Annotated in this window: 14 protein-coding genes; all 14 read right to left on the bottom strand. The window is 37.7% G+C overall.

The annotated features are described in order from the left end of the window. Positions 1-738, bottom strand: a complete 738-nt coding sequence (locus tag CKV67_RS00820; protein ID WP_014091725.1) for a carbohydrate deacetylase — start codon at positions 736-738, stop codon at positions 1-3. Next, a complete protein-coding gene (gene ispE / locus CKV67_RS00815) occupies positions 735-1,631 on the bottom strand; it encodes a 4-(cytidine 5'-diphospho)-2-C-methyl-D-erythritol kinase (RefSeq protein WP_014091724.1) in 897 nt (298 codons plus the stop codon). Before ispE ends, CKV67_RS00820 begins: the two co-directional genes overlap by 4 nt. Positions 1,632-1,766: 135 nt before the next feature. Then, a complete protein-coding gene (veg, locus tag CKV67_RS00810) occupies positions 1,767-2,024 on the bottom strand; it encodes a biofilm formation stimulator Veg (RefSeq protein WP_014091723.1) in 258 nt (85 codons plus the stop codon). A gap of 118 nt (positions 2,025-2,142) precedes the next feature. Then, on the bottom strand, positions 2,143-3,030 hold the full coding sequence (gene rsmA, locus CKV67_RS00805) for a 16S rRNA (adenine(1518)-N(6)/adenine(1519)-N(6))-dimethyltransferase RsmA (RefSeq protein ID WP_014091722.1): 888 nt from the start codon (positions 3,028-3,030) through the stop codon (positions 2,143-2,145). Further along, positions 3,023-3,598: a ribonuclease M5 gene (gene rnmV, locus CKV67_RS00800; protein ID WP_014091721.1), complete on the bottom strand. Its 576-nt coding sequence runs from the start codon at positions 3,596-3,598 to the stop codon at positions 3,023-3,025. Before rnmV ends, rsmA begins: the two co-directional genes overlap by 8 nt. Positions 3,599-3,701: 103 nt before the next feature. Then, positions 3,702-4,922 (bottom strand): resuscitation-promoting factor, encoded by a 1,221-nt coding sequence (locus tag CKV67_RS00795; RefSeq protein ID WP_014091720.1) that lies wholly within the window; start codon positions 4,920-4,922, stop codon positions 3,702-3,704. Positions 4,923-5,213: 291 nt separating this feature from the next. Further along, a complete protein-coding gene (locus tag CKV67_RS00790) occupies positions 5,214-5,987 on the bottom strand; it encodes a TatD family hydrolase (RefSeq protein ID WP_014091719.1) in 774 nt (257 codons plus the stop codon). A 96-nt stretch (positions 5,988-6,083) separates the two neighbouring features. Further along, positions 6,084-7,745: a glycoside hydrolase family 13 protein gene (locus CKV67_RS00785; protein ID WP_014091718.1), complete on the bottom strand. Its 1,662-nt coding sequence runs from the start codon at positions 7,743-7,745 to the stop codon at positions 6,084-6,086. Positions 7,746-7,748: 3 nt separating this feature from the next. Next, a complete protein-coding gene (locus tag CKV67_RS00780) occupies positions 7,749-10,040 on the bottom strand; it encodes a glycoside hydrolase family 31 protein (protein WP_014091717.1) in 2,292 nt (763 codons plus the stop codon). Between the two features lie 2 nt (positions 10,041-10,042). Further along, positions 10,043-13,345, bottom strand: coding sequence for a glycoside hydrolase family 31 protein (locus CKV67_RS00775; RefSeq protein WP_014091716.1), 3,303 nt, complete (start codon positions 13,343-13,345; stop codon positions 10,043-10,045). A 94-nt stretch (positions 13,346-13,439) separates the two neighbouring features. Beyond that, on the bottom strand, positions 13,440-14,696 hold the full coding sequence (locus tag CKV67_RS00770; RefSeq protein ID WP_014091715.1) for an ABC transporter substrate-binding protein: 1,257 nt from the start codon (positions 14,694-14,696) through the stop codon (positions 13,440-13,442). Between the two features lie 27 nt (positions 14,697-14,723). Next, positions 14,724-15,572 carry a carbohydrate ABC transporter permease gene (locus CKV67_RS00765; protein ID WP_014091714.1) on the bottom strand — a complete coding sequence of 283 codons (849 nt, stop codon included), beginning with the start codon at positions 15,570-15,572 and terminating at the stop codon, positions 14,724-14,726. Then, positions 15,572-16,450, bottom strand: a complete 879-nt coding sequence (locus CKV67_RS00760; protein WP_014091713.1) for a carbohydrate ABC transporter permease — start codon at positions 16,448-16,450, stop codon at positions 15,572-15,574. Before CKV67_RS00760 ends, CKV67_RS00765 begins: the two co-directional genes overlap by 1 nt. Before the next feature lie 36 nt (positions 16,451-16,486). Continuing rightward, the gene (locus CKV67_RS00755; RefSeq protein WP_014091712.1) at positions 16,487-17,701 is read right to left on the bottom strand and encodes an ROK family transcriptional regulator; all 1,215 of its coding nucleotides are present in this window, start codon (positions 17,699-17,701) and stop codon (positions 16,487-16,489) included. Positions 17,702-17,803: the final 102 nt, after the last annotated feature.

Below are 17,803 nucleotides of genomic sequence, written 5' to 3'. Positions count from 1 at the left end.
TTATAAATCACGGAAACTAATAATTTCTACTTCTTGTTGACCTAAGTATGCTTGTAACTCTCTGGATGTCAGTACGGTATGTTCTTTCGTACGAGGTTGAACGTAACTAGAAATATGAAGTAAGGTATCGTCAATAAAGGCTGGATGGGTCATAACTTCGACTACATCATTTGTACCAATATGATTTTGAACTATTTTTTTGATTGTTTCAAAGCTTACACCATCTGCATAAAAATCAGTAGCAAATAAATCAGGTGTTTTAATCGTGCCAAAATTAGAAACATCTGCATGGCGTCTTATGCTTACACCATATTTTTCTGCGAGCTTGTGTTGTACTGGGAAAATTAATGGTTCAATTGAATGATGTGTGTCAAAATGAGAAATCGTCAGTCCAGTAGCTAAAATTTTCTCGATTTGGGCAGTTAATTCGCGTTCCACTTCTCCCATATCTGCATCAGCCAAGCCAGATTCTAACGCAGTATAATTTTTACGGAAACGTCCATCATCAACGGTTAGTGTTCCAAGTCCCTGAAGAAGCGGTGAGCCGAAAGTTAAGGTCAAATGCGCACCGATATCGAGTCCCGGGTTTTCTTTTGCTACCTCAACTGCTAAATCAAATGCTGGACTATTGGCAAGTAGTGTCGTTGATTTCACGACGCCTCGTTTGTAAGCATCCAAAATGCCATATACCGCTCCTGGGCTAATTCCAAAATCATCTGCATTAAAAATAATCTTCATTTGTCTGACCCCTCCGAACCTTTAATAGTATCATTTTCACTTTCACTCCATGGCCTAACCATATATACTTCCTCACAAAAGCCACGCAAGCCGTTATAGACACGTTTCGCTCTTGAGTACTGTTTGATGAGCGCAAATACTGTCGGACCACTACCACTCATTAAAGCCGTCTCAGCACCAAACGCGAGCATCCGGTCTTTAATCCGTTTAACTTGTGGATTTTTCTCTAACGTTACAGATTCCAGAACATTTCCTGTAGCAGCAAAAATTCCGTCTAAGTCGCCTTGTTCAATTGCCTCTATCATTTTTTTCGTATTAGGATGTGCTACATTATCTACCTGTAACTCTTTATAAATGGTTGGTGTCGATATACTAATGCTAGGTTTAGCAAGTACAATCCAGCAACCTGGCATATTAGGAAGTGAAGAAATCTTCTCCCCACGACCAGTTGCAATGGCAGTCCCACCATAAACACAAAAGGCAATATCAGAACCAATTTCTGAGCTGATTTCTGCTAGCTCCTCTATCGAAAGTCCTAGCTCCCAAATAATGTTTAGTCCTTTAAGTGCTGCCGCTGCATCCGAGCTTCCACCTGCAAGTCCCGCAGAAACCGGAATATGTTTATCTATCGTAATTCGCACTCCTGCTTTTACATCAAAACGTTTTTTCAAAAGTGCCGCTGCTTGATAAATTAAATTGCGGCGGTCTTCCGGGATAAAGTGCGCCTTTACGTTTAATACAATAACGTCCTCATCTAGCCGCTCTAAATAAAGTCTATCCGCAAGATCAATCGTGGTCATTACCATCTCTACTTCATGATAACCGTCTTCACGTTTGTAAAGAGCATCAAGGGAAAGATTAATTTTAGCTGGCGCCGTTACACTTATTTTCATTCTCCCCGCCTCCGCGTTCAAAATCTCTTTTTCTATTCTATCATATGAAAGAAGAAATATGTAGCAAGGGGCCCAAAACACTCTTTAACAAAGCAAAAACCGAACCATGCTTTACGGTTCGGTTACTTCAGCTTCTTACAAAGCTAATTCTTTATTATCATCTGTAAATATAAGTTCTACTGCGTCTGTTAAGATATCCGTGTAACTATAGGATACTCTTTCAAAGTTGTTTTCATCCTGATCAAGCTCTACAATGAAAACGGATGGATATGTTTCAGCTAGGATGCCGCAACGTTCAATCGTTTTTTTACGACCGCCGTTTGCTTTCAATGTCAATGCTTTACCTAATCTAGAATCTAAATTCGTCTTAATGCTTGCAATGGTTTTTGGCATTTATTTTCCACCTCACTAATAAATAGTATAGCACAGATGGACTAAGAAATCAATAACCAAATATTTTAACAGTTGTAAGGGCTAACTGTCAACTAAGAAAGCGCTTTTTTGGGAAAATTTATTTTTCTGCTAAAAAATCAGCTAAAAAATTGCTTAATTTAGCGAATTCAGGGATATCTAACGTTTCACCCCGGCGAATTAAGTCTATACCAATAGCACTTAGACCTTCTATCAGTTCTTCCTTACGTACTTTTAAGGCTGGAAACTTGGAAGCTAGGTTATTCCATAATGTTTTTCTTCTTTGTGCAAAGGAAGCTCTTGTTACTTCAAAGAAAAATTCTTCGTCATATACCTGCGCTAGCGGCTCTTTGCGACGCTTCAAATGAATGACAGCTGAATCTACATTAGGTTGTGGCATAAATACTGTTTTCGGTACAATAAAAGCTAATTCAGCCTCCATATAGAATTGAATGGCGATTGTTAAGCTTCCGTAGCTTTTGGTACTTGGAACTGCACTAATACGGTCCGCTACTTCTTTTTGAAGCATGAAAGTCATCGAGTCAGCAGGAATGTTATCATGTAGCAGTTTTAAAATAATTGGTGTTGTTACATAATAAGGCAAGTTAGCTACAATTTTCAGAGGTAATTCCGGATGGGTAAATTGGGTAGAAATGACTTCTTCCACATTTGCTTTTAGGACATCGCCGTGAACTACTTTGACATTATTGTAGGCACTTAATGTATCATCTAAAATCGGCAATAAGCGTTGGTCGATTTCAAAAGCAACTACTTCCTTTGCTGTTTTGGCAAGTTGTTCTGTTAGCGCGCCAATCCCAGGACCGATTTCGATTACGTTTGTTTCTTTGGTAATTTCGGCTGTGTCTGTAATTCGTGTCAAAATGTTACTATCAATCAGGAAATTTTGACCTAAACTTTTTTTAAACAAGAAACCGTATTTTTTTAGGATTTCTGTTGTTTTTCCAGGTGTTGCAATATCTTTACTCATGCTCTTCCTCCTGCATAATCTTTTGGCACGCGGCTACTAACTGTTCTTCACTGATAGCAAATGATTCCAGACGTGTTTGCAATTGTTTTCCGTTAGTGTAGCCGATTTTAAGTATGTTTCCGAGTTTTTCTCTGCGTTCTTTTGAACCAACCCCACCTAGAAGTTCTAAGTTTATTAGAGTGTCTTTGGAGATAAATTGTTTTTCAGCTAGCGTGCTGCTTGTATGGAAATGTTGTAATGCTTCTCGAATATTGGCGCTACTAGCATGCTCCACTCCAAGACCTCGGCCAGCTTTGGGCAAGGCGTCTTGGCGATTAATAAAAGCATGTTTACAACCAGGAACGGCTGAGTCAATTTGTTTTCTAATTTTTTCGCCTGGAAAATCCGGGTCAGTAAAAATAATGACTCCTCGAAGTTGTTGCGCATGTCTAATTCTTTCAATGGTTTCTTGTGAAAGGGCTGATCCATTTGTCTCGATGGTATCTGCAACGACAGAACGATTAATGGCCGTTGTATCATCGCGTCCTTCTACGACAATAAACTCATGTATTACAGGCTTCTCGCTCATAATGACTACATCCTTTTTTAGTAAAATAAGTAAATACATCATACCACATTTTGGGCAAAGAAAAAACGAGGCCCTATGAGTCAGCCTCGTTTTTATGCGGTTATTAGTTTAACACTTTTACAGTTACAGTTCTTCTACCCCAAGAGTAACATGAACTTTCATTCGGGAAATAAACGTCAACGATATTTCCTTTGATAGCGCCGCCAGTGTCTCCAGCGATAGCTTCTCCGTATCCTTCAACCCAAACACGTGAACCCAGTGGAATAACACTTGGGTCAACAGCAACTACTTTCATTCCAGGATTAGCACTTAAGTTAATTCCTGTCGCAGTTGTTCCCCCGCCTGAATAAGCAGTGGATTCCATCGTGAGTGTTTTACCACCTGATGGAGTTGATGAAGTGTTAGATGATGCTGCTTTTTTAGCAGGTGTTGCATTAGCTATTTGCGATACTACAGGTTTTGCTTTTGTACCACGAACAACTACTTTATCCGATTTTGCAACAGTGACATTTTCTTTAATGATATCGCGTTTTTTCTCTTTACCATTTTCAAATGTTACTTTATACTCAACAATTTTTTCACCAGTTTTACCTTCTTGAACAACTTTTTCAACGCCTTGATTTAAGCTGTCGTCTTCTTTGTAAACTGTATTGAATTTAATTTGCTCTTTTTTCTTGTCAGCTTTTGAATCAACATATGTAACTTGTACGGTCATTTTTTCCTTTAAGTTACTGTCTTTCGCAGGTGACACACGGTCCTCTTTATCCAGTTTGATATTTTTCTCTGCTAGCAAATCACCAACTTGAGTTTTTGTAGTCCAAACTGTATCTTTTTTCTCTCCATTTTGTAAGGAAAGCTGGATGGCACGATCAATATTAATTTCAAGACCATCTTTTAATTTATCATCTAATGCTACATTTAACACATCATGTGGGCGAGTTGTGATGTTTTCGTCTTTAAGCAAGTCTGCTACATCCACTTTAGTACTCCACACATTTTTCTTTGTGCCATTATCATTTATTGTAATTTGACGTGCTGGAAGATATTTAATTTCCATACCGTCTTTAATTTCTGCATTTTTACCTGGCGCGATTTCATCATGTTCGCTTACTTTGATTCCTGCTTCATCGAGTGCTGCAGAAACTGTTTTAGCGTGTGTTCTTGATTCAATTTTTTCGCCAGCGTTTACTATAGTGATATCGTTTTTAGTTCCTTCGAAAACGAAATAAAAAACCAATGCTACTACAATAACAAATCCTGCAATCATGATTGGTAATTTCCATTTTGATGATTGGGCTACGTTACTGCTGTTTTCCATGGTCATGTATTTCTCCCCTTTCTACTTCGCTAGTGATTATATACAGGGGAGCAAACAACTGTCAATTTTTTTAATAGATTGTTCATATTTACGCAAACTCCGGGAATAAACGTTGTTATGAAGCCGTTTTTAAATTAACAAAGATAGTTAAATATCAAATGTAACAAAAGTATGTCATTTTTCTACATCTCTGGTCGTAGGCATAAAATAAGGGTTTTGGTCCAAATGCCTATTTTTATATCTTTGAAGCTTAAGATTCGGTTACAGAGTCGGCTTTATGTTACAGTTTCATTACATTTAATCTTGGATTTTAAATAGGCGTTTCGCGTTAGCTGTTGAGTGCGTTGCGATTTCGCTATATTTCATTTCTTTCAATTCAGCAATTTTTTCGGCAACTAACTTGACGTATCCTGGCTCATTTCTTTTTCCGCGATTTGGTGTTGGAGCAAGATATGGGGCGTCAGTTTCGATTAATAATCGGTCAATTGGTATAGCCTGAGCTGCAATTTTTGGCAATTTAGCATTTTTAAAAGTAACTGTTCCACCGAACGAAATATAAAAGTTCATCGCCAGACAAGCTTCCATTACTTCCACCGTTTCTCCAAAGCAATGCATAATTCCGCCCACTTCTTCGGCATGTTCTTCTTGCAAAATCCGAATGATATCTTCGGTTGCTTCACGATTATGAATAACTATCGGTAAATTCACTTCTTTAGCTAGACGGATTTGTTTCCTAAAGACTTCAAATTGTGTTTCTTTTGGAGAAGTATCCCAATGATAATCCAAGCCCATTTCGCCTAAAGCAACTACTCTTGGATGGGTTAGGGCTAAATCGCGTAACCATTCTAAATCTTCGTCGGTAAAACTAATTGCATCTGTGGGGTGCCAACCGACGATTAGTGAAATGAAATCGTATTTGTCTGCTAGTTTTAATGCCTTGTCAATCGTCTCCTTATTAAAGCCCACAACCGCCATACGGGTTACATCATTTTCTTGTGCTCGTTTGATTACTTCTTCTATATCATCGTCAAAAGCCTGGTCATTGAGGTGTACATGCGTGTCGAATAACAATGAAATTCCTCCTAATAAATCGATTTCCTTCTATTATACTATAAATTTTTATTCGGACAAAAAAACCATCCTATAATCGGACGGCTTTTTGTGATTTTACTTTACTTGGTACACAATTGCTTCGTATGGTCGCAAAGTTCCTTCTATAATTTCGGGTACATTATTTACTAAAATGGTACCTTTTTTAATATCATTTAGAATACTTTGATCGGTAATGACTTGTTCTTCTTCCGTAAAGTTACATAAAACGATTAATTTTTCATCATTTGTGTAGCGCTCGTAAGCAAATATAGCTTCATCGTTTGGTAATAATAAGCGATAATTACCTGTTGTGATGATTTCTGTTGATTTGCGTAATTTGATTAGATTTTGATAGTAGTAAAAAATTGAATCTGGATTTTTAAGCGCTTCTTCGGTATTGATTTCGGTATAACTCGGGTTCACTTTAATCCAAGGTGTGCCTGTTGTGAAGCCTGCATTTGGGCTATTGTCCCATTGGTAAGGGGTTCTTGCGTTATCGCGACCTTTTGTATAGATCGATTCCATAATGCTTTCATGGCTGTGTCCTTGCTCTTTTCGCTCTTTGTACATGTTGAGTGTTTCGATATCACGATATTCATCTAGGCTTTCAAAATGAACATTTGTCATGCCGATTTCTTCCCCTTGATAAATATACGGCGTTCCTTTCATCATGTGCAGACATGTCCCAAGCATTTTTGCAGAACGAACTCGGAAACGATTGTCATTTCCAAAACGGGAAACGATACGTGGTTGGTCATGATTGTTCCAGTATAGGCTGTTCCAACCGTTTTCTTGAAGTGCTACTTGCCACTCAGACATATTTTCTTTTAATTCTGGGAGATAGATTGGTTTCAAATCCCATTTGTTGTCTCCGTCTGAATCTAAGTTCATATGTTCAAAAGTAAATATCATATCGACTTCTTTATTAGCTGGGTTGGTGTAAATTTGGGCCTCTGTTATACTAGCGCCGGGCATTTCCCCTACTGTCATCACATCGTAATTAGAGGTTACTTCTTGATTCATTTCGCGCAAGAATTCGTGAATCCGCGGACCATTACAAAAATCGTTGCCAGCATCTCCATAAATTTGACCTTCAGCAACTGGGCCATCTGGGAAATCAGTGTTTTTAGAAATGAAATTGATTACGTCCATGCGGAAGCCATCAATCCCTTTATCTAGCCAGAATTTCATCATGTTATAGACATCTTGACGTAATTTTGGATTTTCCCAGTTTAAATCAGGTTGTTTTTTGGAGAATAAATGTAAGTAATATTCGCCTGTTTTTTCATCTAATTCCCAAGCAGGACCACTGAAAATCGAACCCCAGTTGTTAATTTCGTTTTCTTCACGCCAGAAATAATAATCGCGGTATGGATTATCTTTTGATTTTCTAGATTCTTCAAACCACTTGTGTTCATCAGATGTATGGTTTACAACAAGATCCATCACTAGTTTCATATCACGATTATGAAGCCCTTGTAGTAAATTGTCAAAAGTCGCCATATCACCATATTCTTCATAAATTTTTTGGTAATCACGAATATCGTAGCCATTATCATCTTGCGGTGAGTCATAAACTGGCGATAACCAAATAACATCTACGCCTAACTCTTTCAAGTAATCTAATTTCTCGATGATTCCTTGAATGTCCCCAATTCCATCCCCATTGGAGTCATTAAAACTCTTTGGATAAATTTGATATACTACGCTTTTTTTCCACCAGTCTTTTTCTTTCATTTTTTAGATTCCCGCCCTTATAATTTTGTTTGTTTTTTCACCAAAAACTTGAATTGTGGTGATTTCTAATTGTAGATTTAGCTTACCATTATGACTCGCGTTCACTTGTACTTCGCCATTTTGCAGAGAAGCAGTGAGTTCTGTCTTAGAAAGTTCGCCTTGCTCATATTGATAGCTTTTACCATCATCATTATACACGTATCCTGCTGCCTTGCCATTTGCTAAGTATACTTCAAGTACTAAACTTTGTGTTTCTTTTGTATTTTGAACATTACTTCCAATGGGTAAAATTGTCCCTGCTTTAATATAAATTGGCATCGTATCCATCGGTGCATCTGCAATAATATAGCCTCCGCCTTCTATTTTCTCTTTTGTCCAATAGTTAAACCATGTTCCTTTGGGTAAACGAACTAGACGTTTTACTTGTCCTTCACGAACGATTGGAGCAACTAAGATATTTTCACCAAGCATAAACTCATCATTTACTTGAATTAAGTCCCGCTCGCCATTAAATTCCATATATAGCGGTCGTACAAGTGGCAGACCAGTCTCTGCTGTTTTTTGAAATTCTGTATAAATATACGGTAAAAAGGCATAGCGAAGTTCAATGTATTGCTTCACAATTTTCTCCGCATCCGGTCCAAATGCCCATGGTTCCTGGTAAATACTATCTTGAACCGAGTGATTTCTGAAATACGGCAAAAACGCACCCGCTTGCGTCCAACGTATTAGCATTTCTTTTGTACAATCAGATGAAAATCCGCCAACGTCCGCACCAGTAAACGCCACACCAGACAATCCTAAATTCATAATCATTGGTAACGACATTTCTAAATGCTCCCAGTGGCTACGATTATCTCCAGTCCATACTGCAGAGTAACGCTGAACACCAGCATATCCTGCACGAGTAAGTGAAAACGGTCGCTCGTTTGGAACTAGACGTTTTAGTCCTTCAAAAGTAGCTTTACTCATATATAATCCGTATAAGTTATGCGCTTCTTTATGAGTGATTGTTTCCCCATCCAAATTATGGACCACATCTAAGTCCATCGTTTTACTTTCATTAAATACGGAAGGTTCATTCATATCGTTCCAAATACCACGAACCCCTAAATCCGTGTAAAATTTATGCAGATTACCCCACCAATTTTGAACAGTTGTACTTAGAAAATCTGGAAAAGCGCTGACACCTGGCCAAACTTCACCATAATAAATCTCCCCTTCTAATTTACGACAGAAATGATTATGCTTAATTCCTTCTTGGTAAACAGCGTAATCGACATCTTTTTTAATTCCAGGGTCGACAATGGGAACTACATCAATGTTTTGTTCTTTGAGTCGTGCAATTAATTCTGGACCATTTGGAAAAGTATCCGGGTTGAAGGTAAATACTCGGAAATCATCCATATAATGAATATCCATAAAAACACAATCAAGTGGAATTTCTTTTTCTTTAAATGTATTTGCAATGCGTTCTACTTCTTCTTCTGAGGTATAGCTATATCTTGATTGATGATAACCTAGAGACCATTTTGGAGGAAGCGGCGTTTTTCCTGTTAGGTCCGTATAGCTAGCAACTACTTCTTTTATGTCATCTCCAAAGATAACATAGAAGTTTGCCTGGCCTCCTTCTGCAAGAATCGTATACATATCTTCAAAACTTTGAAAATCGAATTCTGTTCGGTAGGAATTATCATAGAATAAGCCATATGTCGTTTCTTCCGTATCCGCAATCATAAATGGAATGGACTGATATAATTCGACGGTATCTTTATTATGTGGGCTATAAACATCGGTATTCCACATACTAATGATCGAACCCGCTTTATTTAGACCACCTGTTTTTTCTCCCAGACCAAAAACAGCTGTTTCTTGTCTGCTCTGAACGGAGATTTGGTGTGCTTTATTGCGGTTAATCGCAAGTCCTTCTGTTTGAAAAATGACTTTACTTCCTTGTTTCATGATGATTTGGAATGGTTGTTTGTAAATATAAATTTGTTTGTCCGCAAAATGCAGCTGGTAATAATCGCTCGTTTCAGCAAATTTTGCAGCTTGTTTCGTTGTATCATGAATTGCAGCAATTGAGGCAGTCGAATCTACTTCTCCAAATGGATTTACAATTACTCTAGCTATTTTATCATTCACAAAATAACAATGAAAATGACCGATATCTAGGGTGCCTGATAAGCAATTGTCTGCCCAGGAAGCCGTTTTTATTTGATTGACTCTCTTTGGGAAAGCCGTTTTTTCTTTAACATTAGATGGTAAAATGGCAAAACTTGTGGAAGCATCCATCGTTATCTTCCTTTCTTTATTTGTACTTTTTTCGTTGCACCGATCACTTCAACTTCGAAATTTGGTGTATTCGTTTGAACGGAAACTGTTATTTCATTAGCGATAGTAGTCACTTCTACTAACCAGTTTTCACCTAAATGGTCGGTAATTTCTTCTGTAAAATCTCTATCCAGATAAATTTTCAAAAGTGGCGTATCATATTCTATCACTGTATTTCCGACCCATGATCCTAGTGATAACGAACTATCTACGTTGCATAGAATTGCTTTTCCACCGCGGATAAATACTGGGATTTCTTCTTTTTCTGCTTTACATTTGCGTAATGTTGGACCACTTACTCGTGTATTTGTCCAGAAATCATACCAAGTTCCTTCTGGTAAATATACTTCTCTTGAACGAACGCCGTCTTCAATAACTGGAGCAATCAGCATTGCTTCACCAAATAAATATTGATCGTACATATCTGACACACGTGGGTCTTCTTTATAATCAAGCAAAAGGGCACGCATCATTGGTAAACCAGTTTCGACACATTTACGCGATTCATTATAAATGTAAGGTAAAATATTCATTCGTACATTCGCAAAATGACGATAAATCGGGATTACTGTATCATCACCAGTTCTTGATGCAATGTTCCACGGGGTACGATCTTGATTGAATTCTCCTTTACTTTCGGCATGATACTGCATAATTGGGCAAAATGTAGCCATTTGTGCTGAACGGATAAATAATTCAGCAGTCGGAATATCACCATTAAATCCAGCAAAATCAAAACTCCAAAACGGAATACCTGAAAATCCGGCTGATAATCCTGCAATTAAAGACCTTCTAAACGCATCAAAAGTTGAACGCTCGTCACCCGCCCAGTGAGCAGGGAACCGTTGTGCACCAGTATATCCAGCACGACTAAATGTCATGCCATCATTTTGTTGTGCAAAATCATAATAAGCTTCGATATAATCATTTGGATAGAGGTTTCTCATTTCATCGCCGTGTCTACCATCAGCAAATTGTAATCCTTCACCAAAGACAAATTCACCGCCATCTGTTTTAAAGCCATCTACACCGATATCAATTAAGTATTGGCGCTTATCAAACCACCATTTTTTTCCTTCTTCATTCGAAAAATCCATGATTAAACTTTCTGTAAACCAATTTTCTGGGATACGATATGGGGTTCCGTCTGGATTTTTCACCACATAACCTTTTTCAGTCATGTAAGCTTCTTCCCGGTCTTTTAGTGGATGTTGCTGGCGATTGAGATATTTTTGGATGGGGATTTGCCATAGAATCAATTTCATATTATTTTCATGAACATAATCAACCATTCCCTTTGGATTCGGCCATCTTCCCCATGATGGGAATTTAATTTCATCGTAATGGTATGCTTCAGAAGGGTCTTTTTCAGCATATTCGGCGTCATTAAACATATAATAAGTTGCTTCATCACTCCATTGCTCTAATACAACAACCGTAGAAGGAATTTGTAATTCTTGGGTAGTTTCTATTTCGGTTCGTACAATCGATTCGCGGTCCCAGTTGTTACTAGACATCCAAGGACCAAGCGCCCAAACTGGTATCATCGCTGGTTTGCCAGTTTTTTCCATATAACTTGCAACTGCACTTGGAATATCTCCGAGTAACAAGCAAATATCTGTATCACAGCCGTTTATTTCGACAGTAATAGTATGTTTATCGGCTAATTGGTTGCCTAAATCAAAACTAGTGTAACGAGCTGTATCTACAAAAACACTGTAATCTCGGTTTGTGTGGTAAAACGGCATTGGGATGTAAGTTCTTGTTCCTTGGTCGCGGTATTGGTTGTAAACAAAGCAATCAAGCACATTTCCGCGTTGACCAAGCGCATTATATCTTTCCCCAAATCCATAATACTCTTCCTCTTTAGGTGCATCTAAATGTAGTTTGACCTTGTTGATTATTCCTATTTTATCGGTATACCATTGAAGCGCCGGGTAAATTTTATGCGACTCTAGGATTAAATTGTTTTTATAGTGAACTTCCATTCGTACAGGATTATTCGTAACAATAATCTCTAAATCGGCTTTTTTCATTCGCCCTGTGGATTTAGTTTTCACTTTTTCCACGTCAAAAGTTGGTTTCATTCGTACAACAAGCTCTTCCTCGTTCATCACAAACTCAATTGGCAATATGCTTGATGGATTTTCTTTAAACAGCACTATTAGACCTTGCTCCGTCTCACAAACAGCGGCTTCTTCTGACCAATGTTTCCAAATCGATTCCACTAAATATTCTTCTGATGCCAAAGTTTCCTGGTTCTTTAAAGTAGCTTGGAAGTAATACGTATATTCACCAACTTCTTCTAGCGGTGGAACGAGCGCTTCCCAAATTTGCACACCATTTTCCTCTTTTTTTTCGCACAAAATTGTCCAGTCTTTTTCTTTTACAATCAGCTCCACTTGGATAGCTGCTTCTTCCGAAATCACTTCACACGCTGCCGAAAAATGCATTTCCGTCTCCGGATAATGCGGCGTACGTTCCGTAAGTTGCTTCTCATAGCGATTGTCATTACCAAATGGATTATGTAAAATGTGTGCAGCAACCTCACTTTCCATCGAACGGAACACTTGATTTATTTCAATGAAAGTTTCGCCAAGTTTATCATTATCTTCTAGTTTCATCGCCATATTTAAGTAATGTAGTGCTTTATCTTGGTCACTTTTTTCCAAAAAGTAAAGAGCCATCATAGCTGTTGCAAGAGAACTAACTGTCGGCGCACCTGAATAAGGCAAAACACCGTCATCCTGTACTAATTGTTGTTCCATTTTACCCACTGCAGCGACCATTACTAAATCTTCTGGTGAAAAAAGGCCAAATGGAAGCACAGATAGTAATTGATCGGTAGAAACTTTTCGAGTACTTAATCCAGTTAGAATGCTATCGCCTTTGAGCAAATTATTAAAGCAATAATCGCGAATGGTTGTAATCGTCTGTTGTAGTTCAGGTTTAGGAAAAGTATTTTTCACATCTAACAAAGCAGAGTAGACACTAGAAATCGTTGCTAAATAGATATCTTTTTCTGGAGAACCCCAAACTGATTTTTCTGGGCGATCCCAATTTGCTACCAAAAATGCTATCACTGGTTCTACTTCTATTTTGTTAAAATGATTAATTTTACTACTTAGCCATAACCATGAAGCTATTTCAAGTACAGAATCATTTGCTAGATCTGGCTTTGTTTCTACAAGAATCGGCTTAATTTTTTCATTTTTTCCTTCTATTAAATGTAAGTAACCCTGCATTAATTTTGTGAATTTAGACATGACACTTTTCCTTCCTTAGATATACTAAAGTGGCAGTCTTATTTCTAAGCTCTAATTTCTAGAAACTTACAAACGTCCCTGCCACTCTTTTTACTTATTTAAAACCCATAGTTTTGTTAATATTATCTTCACTGTTTTTCAGTGCTTTTTCTGGAGTTGAATCGCCATTTAGCACTTTTTCGAATTCTGAATTGGTATAATCACTGATTTTGTTCCAATCTTTCACAACTGGAGGCAATACCATATATTGTAAGGATTCAAATACCGCTTCTCTGTTATCTGGAGGAGTTGCATCTAAATATGGTTGCAAAATTTCTTTGTTTTCAGTTGCTGGAAGTTCCCAGTTATTTTCAATTCTGATTTTCGCAGCTTCTTCATTCGCACTCATGAATGATGCAAATTTAAATGCTGCTTCTTTTTTATCTGAGTCTTTAGAAACACCGATACCGTTAGCGAAGAAATGAGTTGCTTTTTGTGTATTTCCTGCTTCGATTTGCACGTCCCATTTAAATGGTGCATCTTGGAACATATCGAATAACCAAATACCTGTGTGGAGCATAGCGATTTGACCATTCATGAATAAGTCTTCTGGTAATTGACCAGATAAATCAGATGGTGATGGTGCCACTTTTGAATCTGTCACTTCACTCGTCAAATGTGTTAGCGCTTCTACATTTTCAGGGCTGTTAATCGTTGTAGCTGTCATATCTTCATTGAAAATCGAACCACCATTTTGTGCCGCTACTTTGTAGAATTCATTCATTGTTACTGGTTGAGAAGTTCCCCAAACTTTATTTTTAGCATCCGTTAATTTTTCTGCTGCTGCCTGCTCGTCTTTCCAAGTCCAGTCAGCTGTAGGATAATCAACACCAGCTTTGTCAAAAAGGTCTTTATTATAGATTGTCACTACATTCGAGAAACTTTCTACCATGCCGTATTGTTTGTCTTCATATTTGAAGGCATCGTATGCTTCTTTATTCAATGTGGATGGATCAAAATCTTTATCTTCCTTGATATAACTTGTTAAGTCCGCAAGCACACCTTTTTCAGCGTATTGAACAAATGTTTCGTAGTTAAGTTCAAAGGCATCTGGCGCGTCTCCACCAGCAATTTGTGTTTGGAGTTTTGTGAAATAATCATTATAAGCGATTGTTTGCACTTTTACTTTGATATCAGGATTTTGCTTTTCAAATTCTTTAACCATTTCATCTAGCGCTTTTCCATCAGCAGGGGCAGAGAATTGATAATACGTGATTTCTGTTTTATCGCTACTTCCACTGCTTCCACCACATGCCGAGAGACCAAATACTGACAGGACAACAACCATTAATAATAATAAACCTTTTTTCATTTGTAACACTCCTTTTTTGTTGGTTTTTTATTCTTTCATTCCGCTCATTGCCATTCCTTGAATGAAATATTTTTGAGCAAAAAGGTAGACTGCTAAAATCGGGATAACACTGATAAGCACTCCCGCCATCATCAAACCGAAATTTGTTCCATATCTACCTTGTAAAAGCGATAGTCCTAAAGGTAGCGTAGCCATTTCTTGTGAGCTTGTGACGATTAATGGCCATAAATAACTGTTCCAAGACTGCATAAATGTCAAAATTCCGAGTGTGGCAAAAGTCGGTTTCGCAAGCGGTAAAATAACTTTGCGGAAAATCGTAAAGTGGTTAGCTCCATCCATGAATGCAGCTTCTTCAAGTTCTTTCGGAATGCCCATAAATGCTTGACGTAATAGAAATGTTCCAAATACGCTGAATAGTGCCGGTACGATAAGTCCTGCATAAGAATCTAACCATCCAAACTGTTTCATCAAAATAAATTGAGGAATCATGGTTACTTGGGCCGGAACCATCATTGTTGCAAGATAAAGTAAAAATAATTTGTCTCTGCCCCAGAATGGGATACGAGCGAAAGCGTATGCGGCCATCGAACAAAACAACATTTGTCCAAGTGTCGTTACAATCGCAACAAATACAGAGTTAATTAAAAACCGGAACATTGGGAACATTTCAAATACTTGAGTGAAGTTCGCCGTTGTTGGATCTTCAGGAATAAATTGGGGTGGTAATGTCATATTTGCTGCACCTGTCTTGAATGCGGTCGAGATCATCCAGATAAATGGCATAATCATAATTATCCCACCAAGGCAGATAATGACATAAGTTAAAATATTTTTAAATAGTCGCCATTTTGGTGAACCACTTTTTTCTGTTTTCATTAGTAATTGGACCACCTTTTTTGAAGTTTATTTTGAATAATTGTAATGATGAAAATAACAATAAACAAGATCCAACTCATCGCGGAGGCATAGCCCATTTCAAAGTATCTAAATGCGTGATTGTAAATATTTTGAACGAGTGTCATCGTTGCTCCACTTGGACCACCTTCTGTCATAATCATCACCTGGTCAAACACCTGGAATGAGTTGATTAGCGAAATTATCGTCACAAAGAATGTGGTTGGTGTAAGCAATGGAATAGTAATGGAAAATAACTGGCGAAGTTTTGATGCGCCGTCCATATTAGCTGCTTCATAATAAGATGGAGAAATATTTTGTAACCCGCCCAAAAATAGCACCATTACAAAACCAATATCTTTCCATGCACTCGTAATAATGACAGCAATCATCGCCGTTTGCGGATCAGTCAACCAGTTCGGCCCTACAATACCAATTAAAGACAAGAAGTAATTAATCAGACCATACGTTGGATTGAACAACCATTTCCAAACAAGTGAAACTGCTACCCAAGAAGTAATTACTGGTAGGAAGTACACCGCTCGAAAAAATGGTCTAAGTTTAATTTTTTGATTTAGCATTAATGCACACGCTAATCCAAGAATCATGACACTAGGCAAGTAACCAATAATAAATGTGACAGTATTTCTAAATGACTTCCAAAATTCCGGATCATTAAATAATCTTTTATAATTGTCAAATCCGGTAAAGTGAATTGTACTAACTAGGTCCCAATCGGTAAAACTAATACCGAGTGAGCCTAGGATTGGAATTGCGATAAAAATAAGAAAACCAAGTAAATTGGGCAATAAGAAAATACACAGCCAAAAGAGAGTTTTCTTCCTAGTCATACCAACCATGTAAAAATAACCTCCTGAAAATAATTTATGTAACTTTTAACGTAGTAATGTTTGTTCTTCTTCATAGATTGGCACTTGAAACAATTGGTGGATGACTAGTAAAGCCGCACCTTGCAACCATGCAGGATCCTCTAAAGAAGTTGTCGTGATTTCCGTTTCGAAGCCAGCCCCCGAAAAAAAGTTTTGTGACGCAATCTCGTCAATCTTTGTTAAGAATAGGTCCCGATGGTGCAAGCCTTCTCCAACAATAATAACTTTTTCCGGATTAAAGGTATTGATGATATTACGGATTCCGTATCCTAAATATTCACCCATTTTCCCCATTAATTCTGTTGCCAACGCATTGCCTGCTCTTGCACTTTTGGCTACACTATCAAAATGAAAATCGTTTAATTCCGATGTTGGATAGACTTCCTTAAGTTCTTCTCCGCGGTTTCGGAAGTAAAATTCAGATGCATACATTTCTAAGCAACCTTTTTGTCCACAGTGACACTTATATCCACCTGGCTGAATAGTTGTGTGACCAAATTCCCCTGCGCCGCCTTGAGATCCATAATAAATTTGGCGATTTATTACAACAGACAAGCCGAGGCCTGCTCCTACTGAAACCGTTGCAAAGTTATTCGAATGTTTGCCTTCACCTAACCATAATTCTGCGAGCGTATAGCAGTTTATATTTTTATCGACATATACTGGAATATTTGGGAAGTGGACGTTTAACATTGATTCTAATGCCACATTTTCCCAACCTAGCATGGTGGAGCGAATAACAATCCCTTTTTTACGGTTTACAAGACCTGAAATCGCAATTCCAACACCCAGTAAATGTTCCATATTTCTATTTTTGCACATCTTCTTCACATTTTCGGCAATTAAATCAATTGCTTCTTCTGGTTTTTTCTCAGCTGAAAATGGGATCGAGCTATTTTCGATAATTTTAGCGTTTAAGTCTGTTAACGCAAAAAGAAGTTGTTCCTCTTCTACTTTCACACTAACAACAAATCCATAATCTTTATTAAATCTAACTAGTTTGGCACGTCTGCCACCAGTAGAGGATGTTTCTGCTCCTTCTAAAATGATGCCTTCTTGTTGCAGGTCATCTAAAATATACGTTAGCGTTGACATCCCAAAATCGCATTTTTTGGCAATTTCCGTCCGAGTAATTTCTCCTTTTTCACGAATTAAATTAAGGACAGTGTAGCGGTTTATATCTTTAATTAAATCCTTATTCCCTTTTCTTAAGATATCCATTTTTCGGCTCCTTTACTTCTGGATGTCCACTTACTTCGTTCAATGAATTAAGTAAGTATATTTACATTATATTGTAATCGCTTGCAATATGCAATCTTTTTT

Source organism: Listeria ivanovii subsp. ivanovii, assembly GCF_900187025.1.
Lineage (GTDB): Bacteria > Bacillota > Bacilli > Lactobacillales > Listeriaceae > Listeria > Listeria ivanovii.
The sequence above is the reverse complement of the archived record's forward strand: the minus strand, read 5'-3'. Positions and strand labels throughout refer to the sequence as shown.